The 18,333-nt window shown below is 47.7% G+C and carries 16 protein-coding genes and 2 pseudogenes; 5 read left to right on the top strand and 13 right to left on the bottom strand.

Annotated elements, in window-relative coordinates; all coding sequences use genetic code 11:
• Nucleotides 1–8 precede the first annotated feature (8 nt).
• Nucleotides 9–833, top strand: coding sequence for a carbohydrate ABC transporter permease (locus tag AAF463_RS21550; protein WP_110866890.1), 825 nt, complete (start codon nucleotides 9–11; stop codon nucleotides 831–833).
• Between the two features lie 3 nt (nucleotides 834–836).
• Complete coding sequence (ugpC, locus tag AAF463_RS21545; protein ID WP_350262033.1) at nucleotides 837–1,904, top strand: sn-glycerol-3-phosphate ABC transporter ATP-binding protein UgpC; 1,068 nt, start codon at nucleotides 837–839, stop codon at nucleotides 1,902–1,904.
• 41 nt (nucleotides 1,905–1,945) lie between these two features.
• Here the strand turns inward: ugpC and AAF463_RS21540 are convergent, their stop codons facing one another.
• Both AAF463_RS21540 and AAF463_RS21535 read right to left on the bottom strand, forming a co-directional pair.
• Nucleotides 1,946–2,167, bottom strand: a complete 222-nt coding sequence (locus AAF463_RS21540) for a hypothetical protein (RefSeq protein WP_101761506.1) — start codon at nucleotides 2,165–2,167, stop codon at nucleotides 1,946–1,948.
• A gap of 256 nt (nucleotides 2,168–2,423) precedes the next feature.
• The gene (locus AAF463_RS21535) at nucleotides 2,424–2,600 is read right to left on the bottom strand and encodes a hypothetical protein (RefSeq protein ID WP_158238597.1); all 177 of its coding nucleotides are present in this window, start codon (nucleotides 2,598–2,600) and stop codon (nucleotides 2,424–2,426) included.
• A 398-nt stretch (nucleotides 2,601–2,998) separates the two neighbouring features.
• Between AAF463_RS21535 and AAF463_RS21530 the strand changes: the two genes are divergently transcribed.
• Nucleotides 2,999–3,271 carry a hypothetical protein gene (locus AAF463_RS21530; RefSeq protein WP_110866893.1) on the top strand — a complete coding sequence of 91 codons (273 nt, stop codon included), beginning with the start codon at nucleotides 2,999–3,001 and terminating at the stop codon, nucleotides 3,269–3,271.
• Here the strand turns inward: AAF463_RS21530 and AAF463_RS21525 are convergent, their stop codons facing one another.
• Both AAF463_RS21525 and AAF463_RS21520 read right to left on the bottom strand, forming a co-directional pair.
• Nucleotides 3,272–3,478, bottom strand: coding sequence for a hypothetical protein (locus tag AAF463_RS21525; RefSeq protein ID WP_101761503.1), 207 nt, complete (start codon nucleotides 3,476–3,478; stop codon nucleotides 3,272–3,274).
• Between the two features lie 81 nt (nucleotides 3,479–3,559).
• Nucleotides 3,560–4,042 (bottom strand): MarR family transcriptional regulator, encoded by a 483-nt coding sequence (locus AAF463_RS21520; RefSeq protein WP_350262032.1) that lies wholly within the window; start codon nucleotides 4,040–4,042, stop codon nucleotides 3,560–3,562.
• A gap of 183 nt (nucleotides 4,043–4,225) precedes the next feature.
• Here AAF463_RS21520 and AAF463_RS21515 point away from each other — a divergent pair, with 183 nt between their 5' ends.
• On the top strand, nucleotides 4,226–4,801 hold the full coding sequence (locus AAF463_RS21515; protein ID WP_110866894.1) for a nucleotidyltransferase family protein: 576 nt from the start codon (nucleotides 4,226–4,228) through the stop codon (nucleotides 4,799–4,801).
• Here AAF463_RS21515 and AAF463_RS21510 read toward each other — a convergent pair.
• The 7 genes and pseudogenes from AAF463_RS21510 to AAF463_RS21480 form a co-directional block, all read right to left on the bottom strand.
• Nucleotides 4,788–5,711: an XdhC family protein gene (locus AAF463_RS21510; RefSeq protein ID WP_350262031.1), complete on the bottom strand. Its 924-nt coding sequence runs from the start codon at nucleotides 5,709–5,711 to the stop codon at nucleotides 4,788–4,790. The genes AAF463_RS21515 and AAF463_RS21510 overlap by 14 nt on opposite strands.
• A 17-nt stretch (nucleotides 5,712–5,728) precedes the next feature.
• Nucleotides 5,729–7,927, bottom strand: coding sequence for an aldehyde oxidoreductase molybdenum-binding subunit PaoC (gene paoC, locus AAF463_RS21505; protein WP_350262030.1), 2,199 nt, complete (start codon nucleotides 7,925–7,927; stop codon nucleotides 5,729–5,731).
• Between the two features lie 3 nt (nucleotides 7,928–7,930).
• Nucleotides 7,931–8,881, bottom strand: a complete 951-nt coding sequence (locus AAF463_RS21500; RefSeq protein ID WP_110866897.1) for a xanthine dehydrogenase family protein subunit M — start codon at nucleotides 8,879–8,881, stop codon at nucleotides 7,931–7,933.
• Nucleotides 8,878–9,426: an aldehyde dehydrogenase iron-sulfur subunit PaoA gene (gene paoA / locus AAF463_RS21495; RefSeq protein ID WP_217548224.1), complete on the bottom strand. Its 549-nt coding sequence runs from the start codon at nucleotides 9,424–9,426 to the stop codon at nucleotides 8,878–8,880. The genes AAF463_RS21500 and paoA overlap by 4 nt, the downstream gene beginning before the upstream one ends.
• Nucleotides 9,427–9,854: 428 nt before the next feature.
• Nucleotides 9,855–10,057, bottom strand: a pseudogene (locus tag AAF463_RS21490) (helix-turn-helix transcriptional regulator); the annotation flags it as partial.
• A 494-nt stretch (nucleotides 10,058–10,551) separates the two neighbouring features.
• Nucleotides 10,552–12,396 carry a phospholipase D-like domain-containing protein gene (locus tag AAF463_RS21485; RefSeq protein ID WP_350262029.1) on the bottom strand — a complete coding sequence of 615 codons (1,845 nt, stop codon included), beginning with the start codon at nucleotides 12,394–12,396 and terminating at the stop codon, nucleotides 10,552–10,554.
• 1 nt (nucleotide 12,397) lies between these two features.
• Entirely contained in the window at nucleotides 12,398–12,790 is a 393-nt protein-coding gene (locus tag AAF463_RS21480; protein WP_350262028.1) for an AAA domain-containing protein, read from the bottom strand.
• A 73-nt stretch (nucleotides 12,791–12,863) separates the two neighbouring features.
• On the opposite strand from AAF463_RS21480, the gene AAF463_RS21475 reads away from it, so the two are divergent.
• A protein-coding gene (locus tag AAF463_RS21475; RefSeq protein WP_350262027.1) for an IS3 family transposase occupies nucleotides 12,864–13,984 on the top strand; the annotation gives its coding sequence in 2 pieces (ribosomal slippage) (nucleotides 12,864–13,122 and nucleotides 13,122–13,984; 1,122 coding nt in all).
• Here the strand turns inward: AAF463_RS21475 and AAF463_RS21470 are convergent.
• Both AAF463_RS21470 and AAF463_RS21465 read right to left on the bottom strand, forming a co-directional pair.
• On the bottom strand, nucleotides 13,977–17,279 hold the full coding sequence (locus AAF463_RS21470) for an AAA domain-containing protein (protein ID WP_350262026.1): 3,303 nt from the start codon (nucleotides 17,277–17,279) through the stop codon (nucleotides 13,977–13,979). The two genes, AAF463_RS21475 and AAF463_RS21470, sit on opposite strands and share 8 nt — an antisense overlap.
• A 542-nt stretch (nucleotides 17,280–17,821) precedes the next feature.
• A pseudogene (locus AAF463_RS21465) lies at nucleotides 17,822–18,283 on the bottom strand (helix-turn-helix domain-containing protein); the annotation flags it as partial.
• Nucleotides 18,284–18,333: the final 50 nt, after the last annotated feature.

Here is an 18,333-nt window from a genome sequence, read left to right as displayed (position 1 = left end):
AGGCGACGATGCGACTCTTACCGCTGATTGGCCATCGCCTGAGTATTGCGGCGTATCTGCTGTTCGCGCTGTTTCCGCTTTACTGGATCATCAAAATCTCGCTGACGCCGGACCAACTGTTGTTTAGTCAGGGCGTAACGTTATTGCCGAGCGGCGTGACCTTTGGTCATTTCAAAAAAGTGCTGACCGACAGTGATTTCCCGACCTTTTTTACCAACAGCCTGATTGTCTCGTTTAGCACCGCGTTTCTTACCACGCTGATTGCCGCTGCGGCCGGCTATGCCTTTTCGCGCTTCCAGTTCCGCGGCAAAGTGCTAATCGCCGGACTGCTGCTGTTCACGCAGATGTTTCCGCTGGTGATGATCATCGCGCCGATTTACAAGGTGATGGCGCCGCTGGGCCTGACCAACAGCTTGCTGGGGCTGATTCTGATCTACACCGCGTTTAACGTGCCGTTTGCCACCTTCCTGATGCAATCCTTCTTTGATGCGATTCCCAAAGATCTGGAGGAGTCGGCGATGCTGGAAGGCTGCACGCGTTTTCAGGCGCTGTATCGCGTGCTGGTGCCGCTGACCTTGCCGGGCATGGCGGCCACATTGGGCTTTGTGTTTACCGCAGCGTGGAGCGAGCTGCTGTTCTCGCTGATGCTGATCAACAAAAACGAAGTGATGACCTTCCCGGTTGGGCTGCTCAGCTTCGTGTCGAAATTTGCCGTTTCCTGGGGCGAGATGATGGCGGCGGTGGTGCTGGCGCTGATCCCGGCCTGTCTGTTCTTCGCCTTTATTCAACGCTATTTGGTTCAGGGACTCACCGCCGGTGCGGTTAAGGGGTAAATCATGGCTGAAATCACGCTCAAACAGATCGACAAGCGCTATGGCAACGTTGAGGTGCTGCGCGATATTAACCTCACCATCAAAGACGGCGAATTCGTGGTACTGGTGGGACCATCCGGCTGTGGCAAATCGACGCTGCTGCGCACCATCGCCGGACTGGAGCTGGCGACCGGCGGCGATATTCGTATCGGCAACCAGCTGATGAACGATGTGGCACCCAAAGATCGCGATATCTCGATGGTGTTTCAAAGTTACGCACTCTATCCGCATCTAACGGTGGCGCGCAATATGGGCTTCAGCCTGGAAATTCAGAAGCGTCCGCGCGCAGAAATTGAAGAGAAGGTGAGGCGTGCGGCGGAAATTCTCAGCCTGACGCATCTGCTTGATCGCCGACCCAAAGAGTTATCCGGCGGTCAGCGGCAGCGTGTGGCCATGGGACGCGCCATCGTGCGTCAGCCGCAGGTGTTTCTGTTTGATGAACCGCTGTCGAACCTGGATGCACAGCTGCGCGGTCAGATGCGCGTCGAGATCAAGAAGCTGCACCAGCAGATGAACAACACCATTGTGTACGTGACGCACGATCAGGTTGAAGCCATGACGCTGGCGGATCGCATTGTGGTGCTGAACAACGGTGTGATTCAGCAGGTCGGTACGCCGCTCGAGCTGTATGACACACCGGCGAACAAGTTTGTCGCCAGCTTTATTGGCTCGCCATCAATGAACTTCATCAATGGCATGATGACCGCGCAGGGCGTGCGTATTGGCGATAGCGCACAGTTGCCGTTGAATCAGCATTGTTCGCAGCATCAGGCTGGGCGAGCGGTAATTTACGGTATCCGCCCCGAAAACGTGGCGATTGCCGAAGCGGGCGCGATGAATGCGCTGCCGTTAGAAGTGTCGCTGGTGGAGCCGACGGGATTATCCGAGCTGATTCATGGATCGCTGTTGGGGCACGACATTATGCTGTTCACCACGCAACGTTCTGGCGCACAGGCGGGGGATATTCTGCCTGTGACCATTGATGCGGATCGCGCGATGCTGTTTGATGCGGATTCGCAAAAGCGTTTATAACGCGTTTTACAGCTGCCTGTTTGCACAGGCAGCTCAGGGAATTACTTAGACTGCTGCTGTTTGCTATCCGCTTCTTTCTGCTTTTTGTTCGCCATATGGTGACCAACCGCACAACCCGCTGCTGCACCCGCAACGCCGTGATGTGCCACGTGGCCCGCCACGCCGCCGACAACGGCACCTTTAATGCAGCCTTTCGCTTCAACCTGAGAAGTGACCGACAGCAGCACGCCTGCAGTTAATACAATTAGAGAAAATTTACGCACTGGATTTATTCCTTATAAAGTTAATAGCGTGCAAATACACGCTTCCAGTGTAGTAAGTGGAATAAATCCTACCGTTATAAACTGTAAACAAAGATATTTTAGCGCAATACCCTCATGCTGTATCAGTGAACGCTTTTTAATCGGCTTATTTAACGTTATTAATCATTGATAAAAGTCACAGACGAATGGAATGCGCTGGCGAGTGTTTATCACGCCTGTAGAAGAGAGTGCAGCCTCCTTGCTGCCCGCATTATCGTTAACGTTTCAGTCTGGCCCAATCGACAAACTGGCCATCCTTCATCACCGCAGCTTTTTCCGGAAAATAGTGATAGAAAATAACGGTTAATCCATCGCCTTGCATAACACGCGCAGAGTCGGTGGTGGCTATCTCCGCCATCATCTTGCCGTCGCAGGTGACTTCATGATTCTTCACATTAAAAGTGAATTTTCTGAACTGATAGATTTTCAATTTCGCTGCATCCTAACCGATAACAGTAAAGCAAAGTGAGGTGAGAAAAGCAGGGTTTGCGGCTTTCATACTAATTATTTCCCGTGGTGATTTTTCGCCATGAAAACGTACGCGAGGCCACTAAGACTTTTCTTATCTTTAATCAAGTTGGATGAGCTTGTTTTTATCGGGGAATGTCATCGCGCCGAGGCGATCATTTTTTATGCGGCAGGACTTGCTGATAGCGCTGCTGAATTAGATTGGATTTTACAAAACAATTGTTTTCTCTTAACCTGACTGACGCACGTTGATTTTCTCAAGATAACAACGCCATTGGTTAATAACTCTTAAGCTTGAGTAAATATGACTACACAGAGAATTAAATGACCAGCAGTTACGATGAACAGATGAAGGACCGAATGATTGGTGAGGCGCTGCTTGCTCTTTTAGAAGACCAGGTTGCAGTATCCTCTGCGGCGCTGATAGCCAAACTTGAAGAGATGGCGGAAACAGAAGAGGAAAGCTACAGGCGAGTTGCCTGCCAACGCGCACTGGCGGATGTCAGAAATCATAGCGTCAGGACCAGCACGCAACGCGACGGACAAGATTTCAGTAGTGAGAAGCATGCTAATATCCCGAATCAGAAAAAGCACTGATTACGATGCTAAACACTTTTCCGCAATCTTACTCATCGCGTTGACATAATCCTGCTTGAGCTGAACGGGCGCGGCTTCTTCTTGCTGCTTCAATAGCGCAGTAATGTGATCAAGTTGCAAAGGTTGATCGGATTTAAGCAGGCATGACACGGCGTGACCAATGACAGCATGAATGTCATCCATATTTTCCGCTTTCTCGTCTGACATCACCTTCTCCTTAATTCCTTTGCTAATTAACATTTTTCAGCTTGCTCCAAAGCATTCATAGGAATGTATTGTTTCGCGCCCTCAGGGCAGGGCATTGATCAGTTTCTGGCGCAGCGTGGTAACACGTGCAGTGAGATCGGCCAGTTCTTCATAAGGCGTATCCATCACTGACACCATGTCAGCCGGAACGCCGGCCGCCGAGATCTTTAATTCTTGTCCCTGCTCAGTGACGGAGATCAACACTCTGCGCTCATCGCCACCAACATCGCGTTTTCTACTGATAATGCCAGCCTGCTCCAGTCGCTTTAAAAGCTGGCTGAGCGTGCCTGAATCCAGCTGCACGCGCGCGCCCAATTCTGAAACGGTGACATGGTCTTTTTCCCATAGCGCCAGCAGCACCAGATACTGCGGATAGGTCAAACCCAGTGGTTTCAGTCGCGACTGATAAAGTTTGGTCATCGCAAGGGACGCGGAATAGAGCGCGAAGCAGAGAAACTGGTCGACAGTCACCGGCGCTTCACTCTCAGGACCTACACAGCAAACTTCATCGTTTAACTCTTTCATATCACCACTATTTTTAAGGCAGAGTTGCAGTCATTGAGACTGAAAAACGTGAATATATTGACATAAATTAGATTGAAGTCAATCTAATTTGGATTGGCTATTTTTTGTTAATATCTATTATAAATCATATGATTAGCTATAATTTCATTAACAATCGATGGTAATGCAAGGTTTAAAACTTCTATGGATTCAGCAACGCCCGGCATTCTCATCCTCGCGGCAGGTAAAGGTTCGCGTTATATCGCCAGCGGCGGCAGCGGCAATAAGTTGCTGGCCAGCATAAACGACGATGCGCCGACGGTAATTGAAACGGTGATTGAACAGGCAAAGCTGAGTGGCTTGCCGGTGGCGCTGGTGACGCGTCCCGACTATCTGGCGGTTCGTCAGCATGCAGTAAAGGCAGGCGTGCAGCTTGTGCTGTGTGAAAGTGGCGGCAGCGGCGAATCCATTGCGGCGGGCGTGGCGATGACCGCTCACTGGAACGGATGGATCATTACGCTGGGAGATATGCCGTGGCTAACGGTGGATCATTATCGGCAAGTAAAAGAGGCGTTAGAAAAGGGCGCGGCGCAGGTGCGTCTTACCTATAAAGGCAAACCCGGCCATCCGGTCGGGTTTGCTGGATGCTACGCTGAGGCGTTACGCAATTTGCAGGGCGATGAAGGTGCCAGAGCGCTGCTGGACCCGCGCTTACTGGTCACCCTTGAAGCGGACGCTGCTGTACAGCGCGATCTCGATGTGGTGGCTAAACCACGTTGAGCCGAGCCGCCGCGACATCCGCGACAATTGATAGCGCTAGTGTGCGCGCATCGCGCGCCTGGGCAAAGATGCCTATCGGCGCTTTGATGCGCGCAATCTCTTTCTCACTAAACCCTAGCGACAGCAATTTCTTAATACGCGTTGCATGCGTGCGCCGACTTCCCAATGCTCCGATATAGAAGGGCGCAGAACGCAGCGCTGCCAGAAGCACCGGGAGTTCGCGATCGAGATCGTGATACAGCAAAATCACCGCCGTGAAGGGATCAACGGCCTGCGCCTGCACATCCTCGCCAGAAAGCACCTCGTAACCAGCGGCCTGCGCAATCGACGCCGTCGCCAACGCTTCGACTGAACGTCCATATACCGCCACGCGTGTTTTTGGCAGATAGCCGGTGATAAAGGCATCCTCCTGCCAGCCGGTCATCTCAGTGCAAGCAGCGCTCGCCAGCCGCTGAAACGTCGGCAGATAGCGCAGCGCTGCGGGTTGACGCTTTGCCAGCAAATCCAGCACGTTTCTAAGCGGTTGCGCGTCACGTAGCTGATGGAAAGCCAGCGTGATGCCGCCGCCACAGGGCAGCACAATATCCAGATAAGGCGATCCTTCGCCATATCTCACAAAGCGATCTTTGCTAGTGGCGATAACTTGCAACGCTTCATAAGCCGCCGCCGCTTCCACGCAGCCGCCGGAAACATAGCCGCAATAGCGGCCATCTTCCCGCACCACCATCTGCGCACCCAATGCCCGCGCCGCGCCACCGCGAATCTCAACCAGCGTGACCAGCACGGCAGCGGAATCTGCCTCCATTGCTTCAAGCGCGAAGCGCAGGATGCTTTCACTGTCATCGGTCTGCAAAGCCTGCTGCGGCTTGATCTGCGGTTGCAGATCGTCATCAATCAGTAGCTGCTGCAATGCGCTTCTCCTCAACTTTAGACAAGGGCAGGCAAGCCTTTAAGTAACTTATCCAGCGTCACCGGATAGTCGCGCACGCGTACGCCGGTGGCGTTGTAAATGGCATTGACGATTGCCGCGCTGACGCCGCACAAGCCCAGTTCACCCACGCCCTTTGCTTTCATCGGTGAGGAGATGGGATCGGTGTCATCAAGGAAAATCACCTCCTGCTGCGGGATATCGGCGTGAACCGGCACTTCATAGCCCGCCATATCGTGGTTGACGAAATAACCGAGGCGTTCATCGACGAACAGCTCCTCCATCAACGCGCCGCCAAGTCCCATCGTCATGGCACCAATCACCTGACTGCGCGCCGTTTTGGGATTGAGGATGCGCCCGGCGGCACAAACCGCCAGCATGCGCCGCACGCGCACTTCACCGGTAGCGACGTCCACGCCGACTTCAACGAAGTGTCCGGCGAAAGTGGATTGCTGATATTGCTCGTCAAGATCGCCAAACTCGATGGTGTCTTCCACGGTGATGGTGGCTTCAGCGGCGGCCTGGGCGAGCGGCGCGCTCTGGTTTCCGTCATGCACCTGACCGTCGCTGAAAGTAGCGCGTTGCGCATCAAAGCCCAGTTTGCTGGCGACCGCTTCACGCAATTTCACGCAGGCGGCGTAAACGCCGGATGTTGAGGTGTTCGCGCCCCATTGGCCGCCGGAACCGGCAGAAACCGGGAAGTCTGAATCGCCTAAATGAACCGCCACACGCTCGATCGGCACGCCCATCATCTCCGCCGCCGTTTGCGCGAGGATGGTATAGCTGCCGGTGCCGATGTCGGTCATGTCGGTTTCAACGGTGATGATGCCTTTATTGTCGAGATGCACACGCGCACCGGAAGGCGCCACCATGTTGTTACGAAAACCGGCCGCAACACCCATGCCGACCAGCCAGCGTCCCTCTTTGACCATTGCCGGTTTGGCGTTGCGTCGTGACCAGCCAAAGCGCTCGGCGCCGGTATTCAGGCACTCAACCAGCTGGCGGCGTGAAAAAGGGCGCTCGGGTTTGGCCGGATCGACCTGCGTATCATTGAGGATGCGGAAGGCGATCGGATCAATGCCCACTTTTTCCGCTATTTCATCGATGGCAATTTCAAGCGCCATGAGCCCAGGCGCTTCACCCGGTGCGCGCATGGCGTTACCTTCGGGCAGATCCAGCGTCGCCAGTCGTAATCCGGTAAAGCGGTTAGCACCGGCGTAAAGCAGTTCCGTTTGCTGCACGGCGGTTTCAGGTGTGCCTCCCGGCAGGTTCCCCGACCAGCTTTCATGCGCGATGGCCTGAATCTTGCCGGCTTTATCGGTGCCAATGCGAATGTGCTGAATGGTGGCCGGTCGATGTGTGGTGTTATTGGTGATTAATGGCCGCGGCAGCATCACTTTGACCGGACGCTTTACCGCGCGCGCACCCAACGCCGCTAACACCGCATCGCTGCGCAGGAACAGCTTGCCGCCAAAGCCGCCGCCAATATAAGGCGACACGATGCGGATCTTCTCCATTGGCATGTTGAGCGTGGCGGCCAGATCGGTGCGGCACCAGTCGATCATCTGATTCGAGGTCCAGACGGTGAGTTTATCGCCTTGCCATGTCGCCATCGAGGCGTGCGGTTCCATCGCGGTGTGGCTTTGGTCAGGCGTAGTGTAGTGCGCATCCAGCTTGACGTCAGCGGCAGCAAACGCACCGGCGAAATCACCCACGGACTTATCTGGCGTATCTTCGGGCGCGGAGGTAACGCCCGGCTTTTGCTGCGCGAGATCATAAGCGCCGCGCTCACGCTGATAATCCACCTTCACTAAACTGGCCGCAGCACGCGCCTGCTCAAACGTCTCCGCCACAACCAGTGCGACGGCCTGGTGATAGTGTTCGATGGTGTCGCCGGCCAACAGGCGAGCGGTATTTTTATCGCCTTTGCCCAGTTTTCCCGCGTTGTTAGCCGTCACCACCGCTAACACGCCCGACGCATTTTGCGCTGCCTGCACATCAATGGCGGTGATTTTTCCTTTGGCGATCGGCGCGCCGACCACATAGCCGTACGCCGCATCGGGCGCTTCGTGATGCCATTCGTACGCGTAATGCGCCAGGCCGGAGGTTTTCAGCGGTCCGTCGATGCGATTGAGTGGCTGACCAACTACCTTCAGCTGATCAATTGGGTTATTGCCTGCGGATTTTTCGAATTTCATCAGTTATCCCCTCGCTTCTGCCAATACGGAAGCGAGCGTTCGCTGCGCCAGAATGATCTTGAACTCGTTTTCAGCGGTAGGTTGCGCCGTGGCAAACAGCCGATCGCTCACTGCCTGCGCGCCCTGAATCACCGCATTGTCCGCCTCTGCCAACCGCCACGGCTGATGTGCCACGCCACCGAGCGCCACGCGGCCGGATTTATCCGGCTGAATGATGGCGGCAACAGAGACCAGCGCAAAAGCGTAGGACGCGCGGTCGCGCACCTTGCGGTAAATGTGCGTGCCGCCCAGCGGGGCCGGCAGTGAAACGGCCACAATCAGCTCGCCAGGAGTGAGCACGGTTTCCAGATGCGGCGTATTGCCAGGCGCACGATAGAATTCAGCAATCGGGATTTTGCGCTCTCGCCCATCCGGGCTGACCGTTTCGATAACCGCATCCAGCAAACGCATCGCCACCGCCATATCGCTCGGATGGGTGGCGATACAGGCCTGGCTGGTTCCGACCACCGCATGCTGGCGACTGAAGCCATCCAGCGCCGCGCAGCCGCTGCCGGGTAAACGTTTGTTGCACGGTTGGTTAGTGTCATAGAAATAGGGGCAACGCGTGCGCTGCAGCAGATTCCCAGCGGTTGTCGCCTGATTACGTAACTGGCCGGAAGCGCCAGCCACTAACGCGCGCGACAGCACGCCATAATCGCGGCGAATACGCGCATCGGCCGCCAGGTCGGTGTTACGCACCAACGCGCCGATGCGTAATCCGCCATCGGCTGTGGCCTCGATTTTGTCCAGCTCAAGCCCATTCACATCAATAAGATGCGCGGGCGTCTCAATCTCCAGCTTCATCAGATCGAGCAGATTGGTGCCGCCGGCGATGAATTTGGCATTGGTATGTTGCTGGGCGCTGGTAGCGGCTTCAGCCGGGGTTTTGACCCGCTGGTAAGTGAAGGCTTTCATGATTCCAGGCCCTCCGCGTACTCTTCAATCGCCGCAAGAATGTTGGAATAGGCACCGCAGCGGCAGATATTGCCACTCATGCGCTCACGAATTTCATCCGCAGTCACGTTGGGCGCGGAAACCAGATCGTGGGTGACGTGGCTGGGAATGCCCGCTTTGATCTCTTCCAGCACCGCCATCGATGAACATATTTGCCCAGGCGTGCAGTAGCCGCACTGGTAACCATCATGTTTGATGAACGCCGCCTGCAAGGGATGCAGCTCATCCGGATTTCCTAAACCTTCAATGGTGGTGATTTCTGCATCCTGCTGCATCACCGCTAAGGTCAGGCACGCGTTGATGCGACGTCCGTTGACCATCACCGTACAGGCGCCACATTGGCCGTGATCGCAGCCTTTTTTGGTGCCGGTCAAATGCAGGTGCTCACGCAATGCGTCCAGCAGCGTGGTGCGGGTATCAACGTTTAATTGCTGCTTTATACCGTTGACTTTGAAGCTGATCGGCACCATTGACGGCACAGGTGTTGTTAAGTGTTGGCTGCTCATGCCAAACCTCCAGTAAAAGGGTTAAATGTTGGGGTACAACTTATTTTTGTATGGTTTTAGAAGGGTAAGCATAGTCGGCATCTGCGAAAGCATTATCCGTAATCACGAAATGGGTTTATGAGCGGGAGTAATAAAAGCAGGTTAGGGCGCTGAATGGCCCGAGAAAACGGCGCTTTTTTGGGGCCGCAGCGGCTAACTAATTCGCCAGGTTTTTGATGTTTTCGTCAATGCGCGCCTGGAGAAAGCGTAGCGTTTCCGCAGTGATTTGCTCTGGGAACAAATCGGCCGCTTTGCGGGCAAAGCCAGATGCAACCGAACTGTAATTATCGATGATATCGCCTACCTGCGCTGGCGTGAGTTCAGTTTCCTGTTGCCCGAGCGCTAACAGGTGAGCGCGTTTAATCTCTGCGCAACCGGGGACCTTTCAGAGGGGCAAACAGCGCTTCCAGCTCGTTAACCCGACCGAGCACCATCGCCACTTCCACCAGGTTTTCAAAGCCGACGTTACGACCCGCTTCCAGATTGGAAACCGTATTTACGCCAATTCCCGCTCTGGCCGCGACATCCGCCTGCTTCATCCGCTCAACAGCTTGACGATTTCTTCGGGTTTGCTGAGAGTTAAATCCAGCATATTGTGGCTTAACGTCCAAAAATGACTTTAACACCCAATATTATGGAGTTAATAAAGTCGAGTTACGAGATGTCAATTCCTATATTTCGTGTTTTACCATCATAATAGGGATTAGCTTTGTGCTGGATATTAGGTGTCATGATCGGATGCACACTCCTGTCGTGGGTGGGGGAGAATGAAGGTTGTTATATAATCCTTTTCGATAAAGGTAATTAAGTCGTGAAAGAATTACGAATAAATATCAACAGTAAATTTATTATTTCAATGTTAAAGGACGAGGTGCGATATAAGGGCACCGCATGTTCCGTTGCCAACGAACATATTCTTTTTTCCTAAAGTAACAGCATCCGAATAAAAATGAATTATTATATTATTATGTTGATAAGATTATCAGTATATTAAATTTTAGTTTAAGTGTTTAGGGCAGGTGCTCACTGCCCTGTAATAAAAAATTAATGTTTCAATTATCAGTATGCATAACTTATTTCTTACTATTAGTCATAGATGGCATTAAATGAATTCAAAATCTCGTCTCCGAAACTAGAACCATGCAAGTAAACCCCTAATTCACTAAAATCATGGCCTTTAGATGAAGAGGATAACCAATTTAGACTACTAATAATCAAATTTTTAGTATCCCAAACAACGAATTTAGCATGAATTTGTGGATCATCAGCTTTGATAATATCAAATCCAATTTTTTCAAGATCTTTATTAAGTAATCTAACATCTCTATTCTTCATAGTTCCACTCGTACGTCCGTAAGCAACCTTTATCGAAAGGTTAGGGTTGTCTTTTTTTGCAGATATTAGCGGTGTCAAAATAGGCCTGTCTGCAGCAAAGCTAAACCTATGGCTACAAATGAAGAAACTATCGCTTACTCGATCACTGGCTTGTTTAATCAAGGCATGGTGCTCTCGTGATGTAAGTAATTGCACGCTAACAGCATTGCTAATTTTATTATGATCATTATCAATAACTTTACTTAACCGAGAAGCCTCTATTGCTAAATCACGGCTCAACATATTTGAAACGCCTAGGCTACCTGTGGCTAATTCAGAAGTTATGTTAAGGCAGTCAGCTACAAAAGATGTATCCGTAACTTTTACTGAAGCTTCAAATCGATTAAAACCACTTGATAACCAATTACAAGAACCAATAGTAACACTCCAAAATCCATATTTATCATCACAAATAATGAATTTTGAATGTGACCCCGTAGGGGTGGAATGTATATTAATCTGTGTAGATAGGCCTTCAGAATTTATGCGTTGTTGAAACTTTTCAATTGCTACAATTATTTGATTATATTGTTGTAATTTAATCGTTTCATCTGGCTCTGTTTGCCCCCAAAGAATGTCAATTTTTACTCTTTTTCTGGCACACGCAAGTAAATATTCTATGAAAAGTTCAATAGTTGAAGGATTTATAAATGTTGAATGAATTATCAATCGAGAGTGCGCATTAGTTATGCACTCAATTATGTGTTGATGATGATCATCGCCTCCTGATATTACTTTTATCATTTGTGGATCAACTTTCCTTTCTTGAAAAGCTCGCTCCTTTGCAGTTACTTCGAATGCAACAGCTTTACTCTTGGAGGTTGATGCTAGTAAGGGGGCTTCAAGTAGTTGCTTCCTTTGTTTTATTGCGGCCTCAATGATTGCATCTTTCAGAGTCGTTGAAATATCAGGAACGCCTGTAACTCTATTTTCACTATCAACACAAGCAAGCATAAATCTGAGCGAGTTACTGAAGTTTTCTTTGATATATTCATCTTCAATCCCAACAACTTCTTCATTTTCATTTGGTAAGCAGTTTAATATCTCTGAAATTTTTGGCGAGAACTTTGGATTCAAAACCTTCAACTCTATGCAGTAATTTCCATATTGTTTTGCTAAGCTATTAGCTTTAGGTCTCTTGTAGATTAGATAGTTTTGCTTTCTTTTTTTCTTCTCAAATCGATAACATTCTTCAGTTAAGGGATCGATAAGGAAACTTCTAACAACACTCATGGGGTCTTGATTGGGAGGAAGATCTTCTCCATCAGCTACAGCCACTCCGCGTTCAGTTAAAGTAAATAAAAATTGGTTGTCTGAATTTACAATTTCTACCCAACCAGCCTTCATTAGTGGAATTAAAATTTCAATGATGAGCTGCTTTGGCAGGGACGATTCAGTTGAAATTTGTTGAGAGGTTTTAGGTCCTTCTAGTAATGAAATGAGAATCATCAAATCAATAGCACCCCATTTCTGAGAACGAAGTATTTTTAATCGATAAGTTCCGAATCCAAATGGAATTTTGACAAAAATCTTATGGCTGGAATCATTTTTAGTCATTTTAATTTCCTTTTTTCTTAATGCTGCAGCCCAAATTATTAGATATTAATGCGTCTGAGCTAAGAAATGTAGCTTGTCCAGAAGCCTTTAATTCTTCGAGTTTATAAATTAATTTATACAAAAACTCATTTCGTTGATTACCCTTACTTAATTCTTCATTTTTAATTTTTGAAGCCCAATGTTTCAAGAATTGATAAGAGCCAACGATAACTAATTGATGCTTAGCTCGACTGAATAAAACATTCATTCTTCGACTATCCAATAATATCCCTAGCGCGCTAAGTGGATAAGAATCACTATTGTTTCTTACCAGCGATATTATAGTCAAATCTGCTTCTGCTCCCTGAAATGCATCTACTGTACTGCAAAATGATGCCGAATCATCTGGTTTCATGATGACCTGCTCCCCGTTGATTAATACACCGCGATGTTAGTAATGTCTTCATAAGTCACATGAGGACATCCCCATGAAGAAGCGATTTTCCGACGAACAGATCATCAGCATTCTCCGCGAGGCTGAAGCCGGGGTTTCGGCCCGGGAACTCTGCCGCAAGCATGCTATTTCAGATGCCACCTTCTACACCTGGCGCAAGAAGTTTGGCGGCATGGAAGTCCCCGAAGTGAAGCGGCTCAAGTCACTCGAAGAGGAGAATGCCCGCCTCAAGAAGCTGCTCGCTGAAGCTATGCTGGATAAGGAGGCGCTTCAGGTGGCTCTGGGCCGAAAGTTCTGACGACAGACCAGAAGCGGGAGGCCGTAGAAGTCATGTGTGAGACAACGGGTCTGTCACAACGCCGTGCCTGCAGGCTGGCTGGTCTGTCCCTTTCAACCTGTCGTTATTCGGCTCAGCGTCCGGCTGCTGACGCGCAGCTATCTCTGCGTATCACAGAGCTGGCACTTGAACGTCGCCGGTTTGGTTACCGGCGTATCTGGCAGTTATTGCGTCGGGAGGGCCTTCACGTCAACCACAAGCGGGTTTACCGCATCTATCACCTTAATGGTCTGGGTGTAAAACGCAGGCGACGCCGTAAGGGTCTGGCGACTGAGCGGCTTCCGCTTCTCCGCCCGGATTCGCCGAACCTGACATGGTCGATGGATTTTGTCATGGATGCACTTGCCAGCGGCCGCCGGATTAAATGCCTGACCTGCGTGGATGATTTCACGAAGGAGTGTCTGACGATCACCGCTGCTTTCGGTATTTCAGGCGTTCAGGTCGCGCGTATTTTGGACGGCATCGCGCTGTTTCGTGGCTATCCGGCAACGATAAGAACCGATCAGGGCCCGGAATTTACCTGCCGTGCGCTCGATCAGTGGGCTTTTGAGCATGGCGTGGAACTGCGACTCATCCAGCCGGGTAAGCCAACACAGAACGGGTTTATTGAGAGTTTTAACGGACGCTTTCGGGATGAATGTCTGAATGAGCACTGGTTCAGCGATATTCTTCATGCCCGGAAAATCATTAGTGACTGGCGGCAGGACTATAACGAGTCCAGACCTCATTCATCGCTGAATTACCAGACGCCGTCTGAATTTGCAGCATGCTGGCGAAACGGGAAACATGAAGAAAAACCAACCGACATTACTAACTGAAGGTTGTATCTAATACTGGGGGCAGGTCAATGAAGCTATCAAGATTTAGGCCTTTGATGACTTCTCTATCTATGAGATTTGATATCTTTTCTATTTGCTTATTATATGGTGATAATAAAGCTAGCTTTGGTGGTTTTGTTACTCCAGCTTTAACATTTAGCATTTTGATTAATTCTACAACAATTTGAGCTTCAAAAGGATTGTTCCATTGGGGCATTCTATCTCCGGATTGCGTCCCTTTGTTTGCCTGCACATCAGGTGTTTCAATCCATACTATCGGTGTACTGTTAATTGCAATTTCAGAACTGGTATCGAAATGAAATGGTTTATTATTTTTAGTATAAAAATCCTTTTTAACTAATGAAGTGCTTAGCTTTTTATTGTAGAAAACTTCAGATACAACGTCTGCAATAACTGGATGCATTCTATGCTGAATTTCTAACATGCTAGCCACCGGCTTATGTTTTTTCGCATCGCCATAATATTTACTTGAGCTTTTTAATGCGGTTTCCTCTTCATTTATTAAGGTTTCAAATAATAAATGAAGGCGTAAAGCTTCGTTGCAAATGTCAATATAATCTTGATCAGTGAAGCTATCTAGAGCTTCTTGACCTAATTTTTTCTTAACAAATTCACCTTTTATGTTGTTGTTATAAATGTCTTGTGAAAACAGGAGGGCTTTTTTTAAATTATCAGTGTTTCCTAAAGCTTTCCTCATAACTTCCGAAGCATAGGGGGGTAGTTGTTTATGATCCCCAATCATTAATCTCCGGTGTGATAATAGCATCGGGCTCAAAAGCTCAAGACCAGTAACCTTGCCAGTTTCTTCCATTATTGACCAATCGAACTGAGTTCTAGATTTGATTAGACCTTCAACCTGCTTAGAGTTGGTTGTCGCAAAAACTAGATTAGCTGATTTGAGGAGTTGATTAACTAATGTACTCCTTCCCGAACGATTACCTATACTATTCAAAGAATGTACTCTACTCTTTGTGCTTTCTGAAGGACAGCGTCTAAATAACTCACTAGAAATAAGATTTTCAATATTCTCTCTTGCTAATTCGTCAACTTTTAAATTTGGGTCAACGTCATCATCGTGGGAACCGCTTTTTACACAACTTATTATTAATAACGGATTGTTTTCGGGATGCTCTTTGTCGAGTGCTTTATTGACCTCATTAAATAGATGATGTACTGTTGAGTGACTTTGTGCTGTAAGAAGCAATCTGCTGTTAGGCTCACTTGAAAATACTTGTTGTACCAATGTAGTTACAAGATATGTTTTTCCAACACCTGGTGGTCCTTGGACTAAGTATAACGGGAGAGTATTCATTACATTCTTAAAAACATCTCTTTTAGAGCTATCTAACTCCTCAAATGATTTGTGAAGGATTAAATTTTCACTAGAATTTGTTATCCACTTATGTGGCGATTTGAGCAGGCTGATAAGTTCATCATGTTGGCTTAAAGCATCAATTGCTGCGGCTCGTCTACTCAACTGACTAATTGTACCTTGCGTTGAACTGGTAATAATGAATGGAGACTTGAAATCCGGGTTTGGGATGCTCGTTGTAAACTCATAAATTACATCACCATCTTTTGATTGCTTTGATAAAAAGTCCAAGACAATTTCATGGTCTTCATCATTAAAATTTGAGTTGCTTAAAAACATCCACCTCGAGTATTCACCATTCTCTGTGAATATTTTTTTAAGTCTTACGGCAGGGCTTTTTATGGATAGACTTTCAGATACTGTTTCTGCTTCGGGATCTATTCGTGTCCGCAATTTAACATTGTATAGCGAGGGGTCATCCTCATCTAAATCATAGGATACAACCTCAATTGGGTATATTTCAGCTTTGGCAAATGCAATTTCAGTTAAATGGTATGCTGCAAATCCCGTGGTCAAATCCTTTGCTATCTCGTCCTTTTCATATGGTAAGTTCAAATTGTCTATGTATTCATTCCATGGATGTGGATTAATTCTCTGCAGTTCAGATTTATTTGTATGAATAACGCACTGAATATATCTTTGAATCTTTATTTTTCTGTTTCTTGGATTTATATTTTTTGGTTGAGATAAATATGCAGAGTGACAAAAAGCAACATCCCAATGACCATCTAAGTCTTGTCTACTGATCTTATTTTTGCTAATGACATATGTTAGCTGAGAGCCAATCAATAAATACTCATCATCAGAGCCGTTGTTTGATATTTTAGTTAAGCTTGATTCCTTGATGTCCTTATTTATGAATTCAAGAAGATCAGAGAAATCATCTTCTTTTAGATAGATTGAATGTTTTTCATGAAGGATATGTTGTACAGCATTGAAAACAGATGTTTTACCTATGATTTTATGTGTTTTTATTGAGGATGTGTTGAAAAGAAATGCGATAGCTAATGGTTCAGGGCTTTTTTGTAATAATTCATCTAAATCTGAGGTTATTTCCTTTATTTTGTTTAATGCAATATCAGAATTTAAAACTTTACTTGATATGCTCTTATCAATATCAATGACTCCGATCATTCCCTTTATAAATACAATTTCATTCAAAGTTAATCCGGTTTTTACAATAAGTTCATCAATCTTAAAGTCGCTTTTAGATATCTCTTCAACATTGATTTTTAATATTCTACATATTAGGTGTCCAAGATCTATCCAGTCGGTAAGAAATGAGAAAGAGTCTCTTATTTTTTCTAAAGACTCATTTAATACTTTCGATTCTGACATTCTTTGTACGCGAATAGACCATTCAAATCCAGTAAGTTGAAAATCAAGGTCAGCGGTAGTGTCCGTGAGTATTGAGTCTAAATTAAGATGTCTATGCAAAAGTCCTTGCGAGTGTAAAATACCAATTGCAGAAACTATTCTGCTAATATTTCTCCAGAATTTTAATCGGTTAGGTATTTGTTTAAGATTAAAGATCCAAGCTCTTTTTATTTGTAAAGTTTGTGAAATTAACTCGTAATGGTATGCCAGAGGTAAACGTGTCCCACTATTAATCACTAAATAAAAGCCATGCTTATCAGTATATGATTCATGTATAGGTGATATAAAGTCACCAACACCCGGACATCCTTTTAATCTTTGCAATTGTCTTTTTTCATAAAGCCAGATCTCTTTAAGTATTTCGGTTTGATCTTCATCACGGTTCAACCAATACTTTATAATTACCTGCAAGCCATCAACTTCTGCGCACAGAAGCCCGGGATTACCTAATTGAAAGTCGTAATTGCGTATCAAGAACTGGTCCGTGAATTTATTAAAATAGGGGAGTTCGTCTATATCATGCATTTGATCACCTTGTGTCCTTGGTAAGTGCTTTGAGTAATTAAAAAATGTCTATGAAAATTGTATGACCACATCTGGATATGTTCATCGACATATTCATCCACGAGGTCGGATCTGAGGGCTGACACTGTCATTCCTTTATAATCTTGTAGTGTAAGAAATTCAACAAATCATTCGATATCTATCTCAGTTTCAACTGTAATTTTATGCTGGTTAATCATTAGATAAGTGCGGGGAGCTATCTTGATAGGCCAAGTATGAAGAGTACAGGATTGGCCAAAACCGAAGGCCGTTTCAAGATGTGAACACACTTCGGGGCGTATTTTTTAAAATTAGTGCCTAATTGTAAATGGGTTTCAGACATCACCGGATGCGGGTATTTAGTATATACATTTTTGCATCGTTTTTGCGAACCACTGTGTGCTCAGAGTGTTCAACACCTGACGTTCCTGAATGTTTTCTGCTACAGAAATGGGAACGAAACCGTCGTAATTTTCATGTAGCAGCGTCAGTATCTGACAGCGCAATGCATCATCAATCTTGTTGATGTAATCGCGCGTGGCCATCATGTAATCAAAGGCCGATTCACTCTGGCATAAGCGCAGGTGCATCAGACGACCGGTCGCGTCATCGATGTAAACCAGCAGACAGCATTTTGGTGCGCGGCCTTCGAACCAGTCATGGTGAGATCCGTCGATCTGGATAAGTTCGCCAAGACAATCCCGCCGCTGGCGTGGCTGATAAATCCGGGGCTGACGGCGAGCGTGCGGGATCCAGAGTCCGTCAGCAGTCACCCAGCATCGCAGCGCATCATCAATCCTGTGAGTGCCGGGTTTACCGCGGCGCGCGTTCGTAAGCCCGGCAGCGCCGGACTCGCGATAGCGGTTCATCAACCGCTGAACCTGACGTTCAGTGAGCTGCAACTGTGAAGCCGCATCGCGACGGCGCAGACGTTTTTCGATAACAGCCTGAATGACGGGAAGGCGGTGAAGTTCTTTGTTCGACATGGTCACCAGCATCAGCAGAGATCTCCCAGAAAAGGTGGCAAAAGCGCCAT

It is taken from the genome of Pantoea sp. BJ2, from assembly GCF_040255075.1.
Classification (GTDB): domain Bacteria; phylum Pseudomonadota; class Gammaproteobacteria; order Enterobacterales; family Enterobacteriaceae; genus Pantoea; species Pantoea leporis.
Note: the sequence above shows the minus strand (reverse complement) of the source record. Positions and strands in the feature narration are given on the sequence as shown.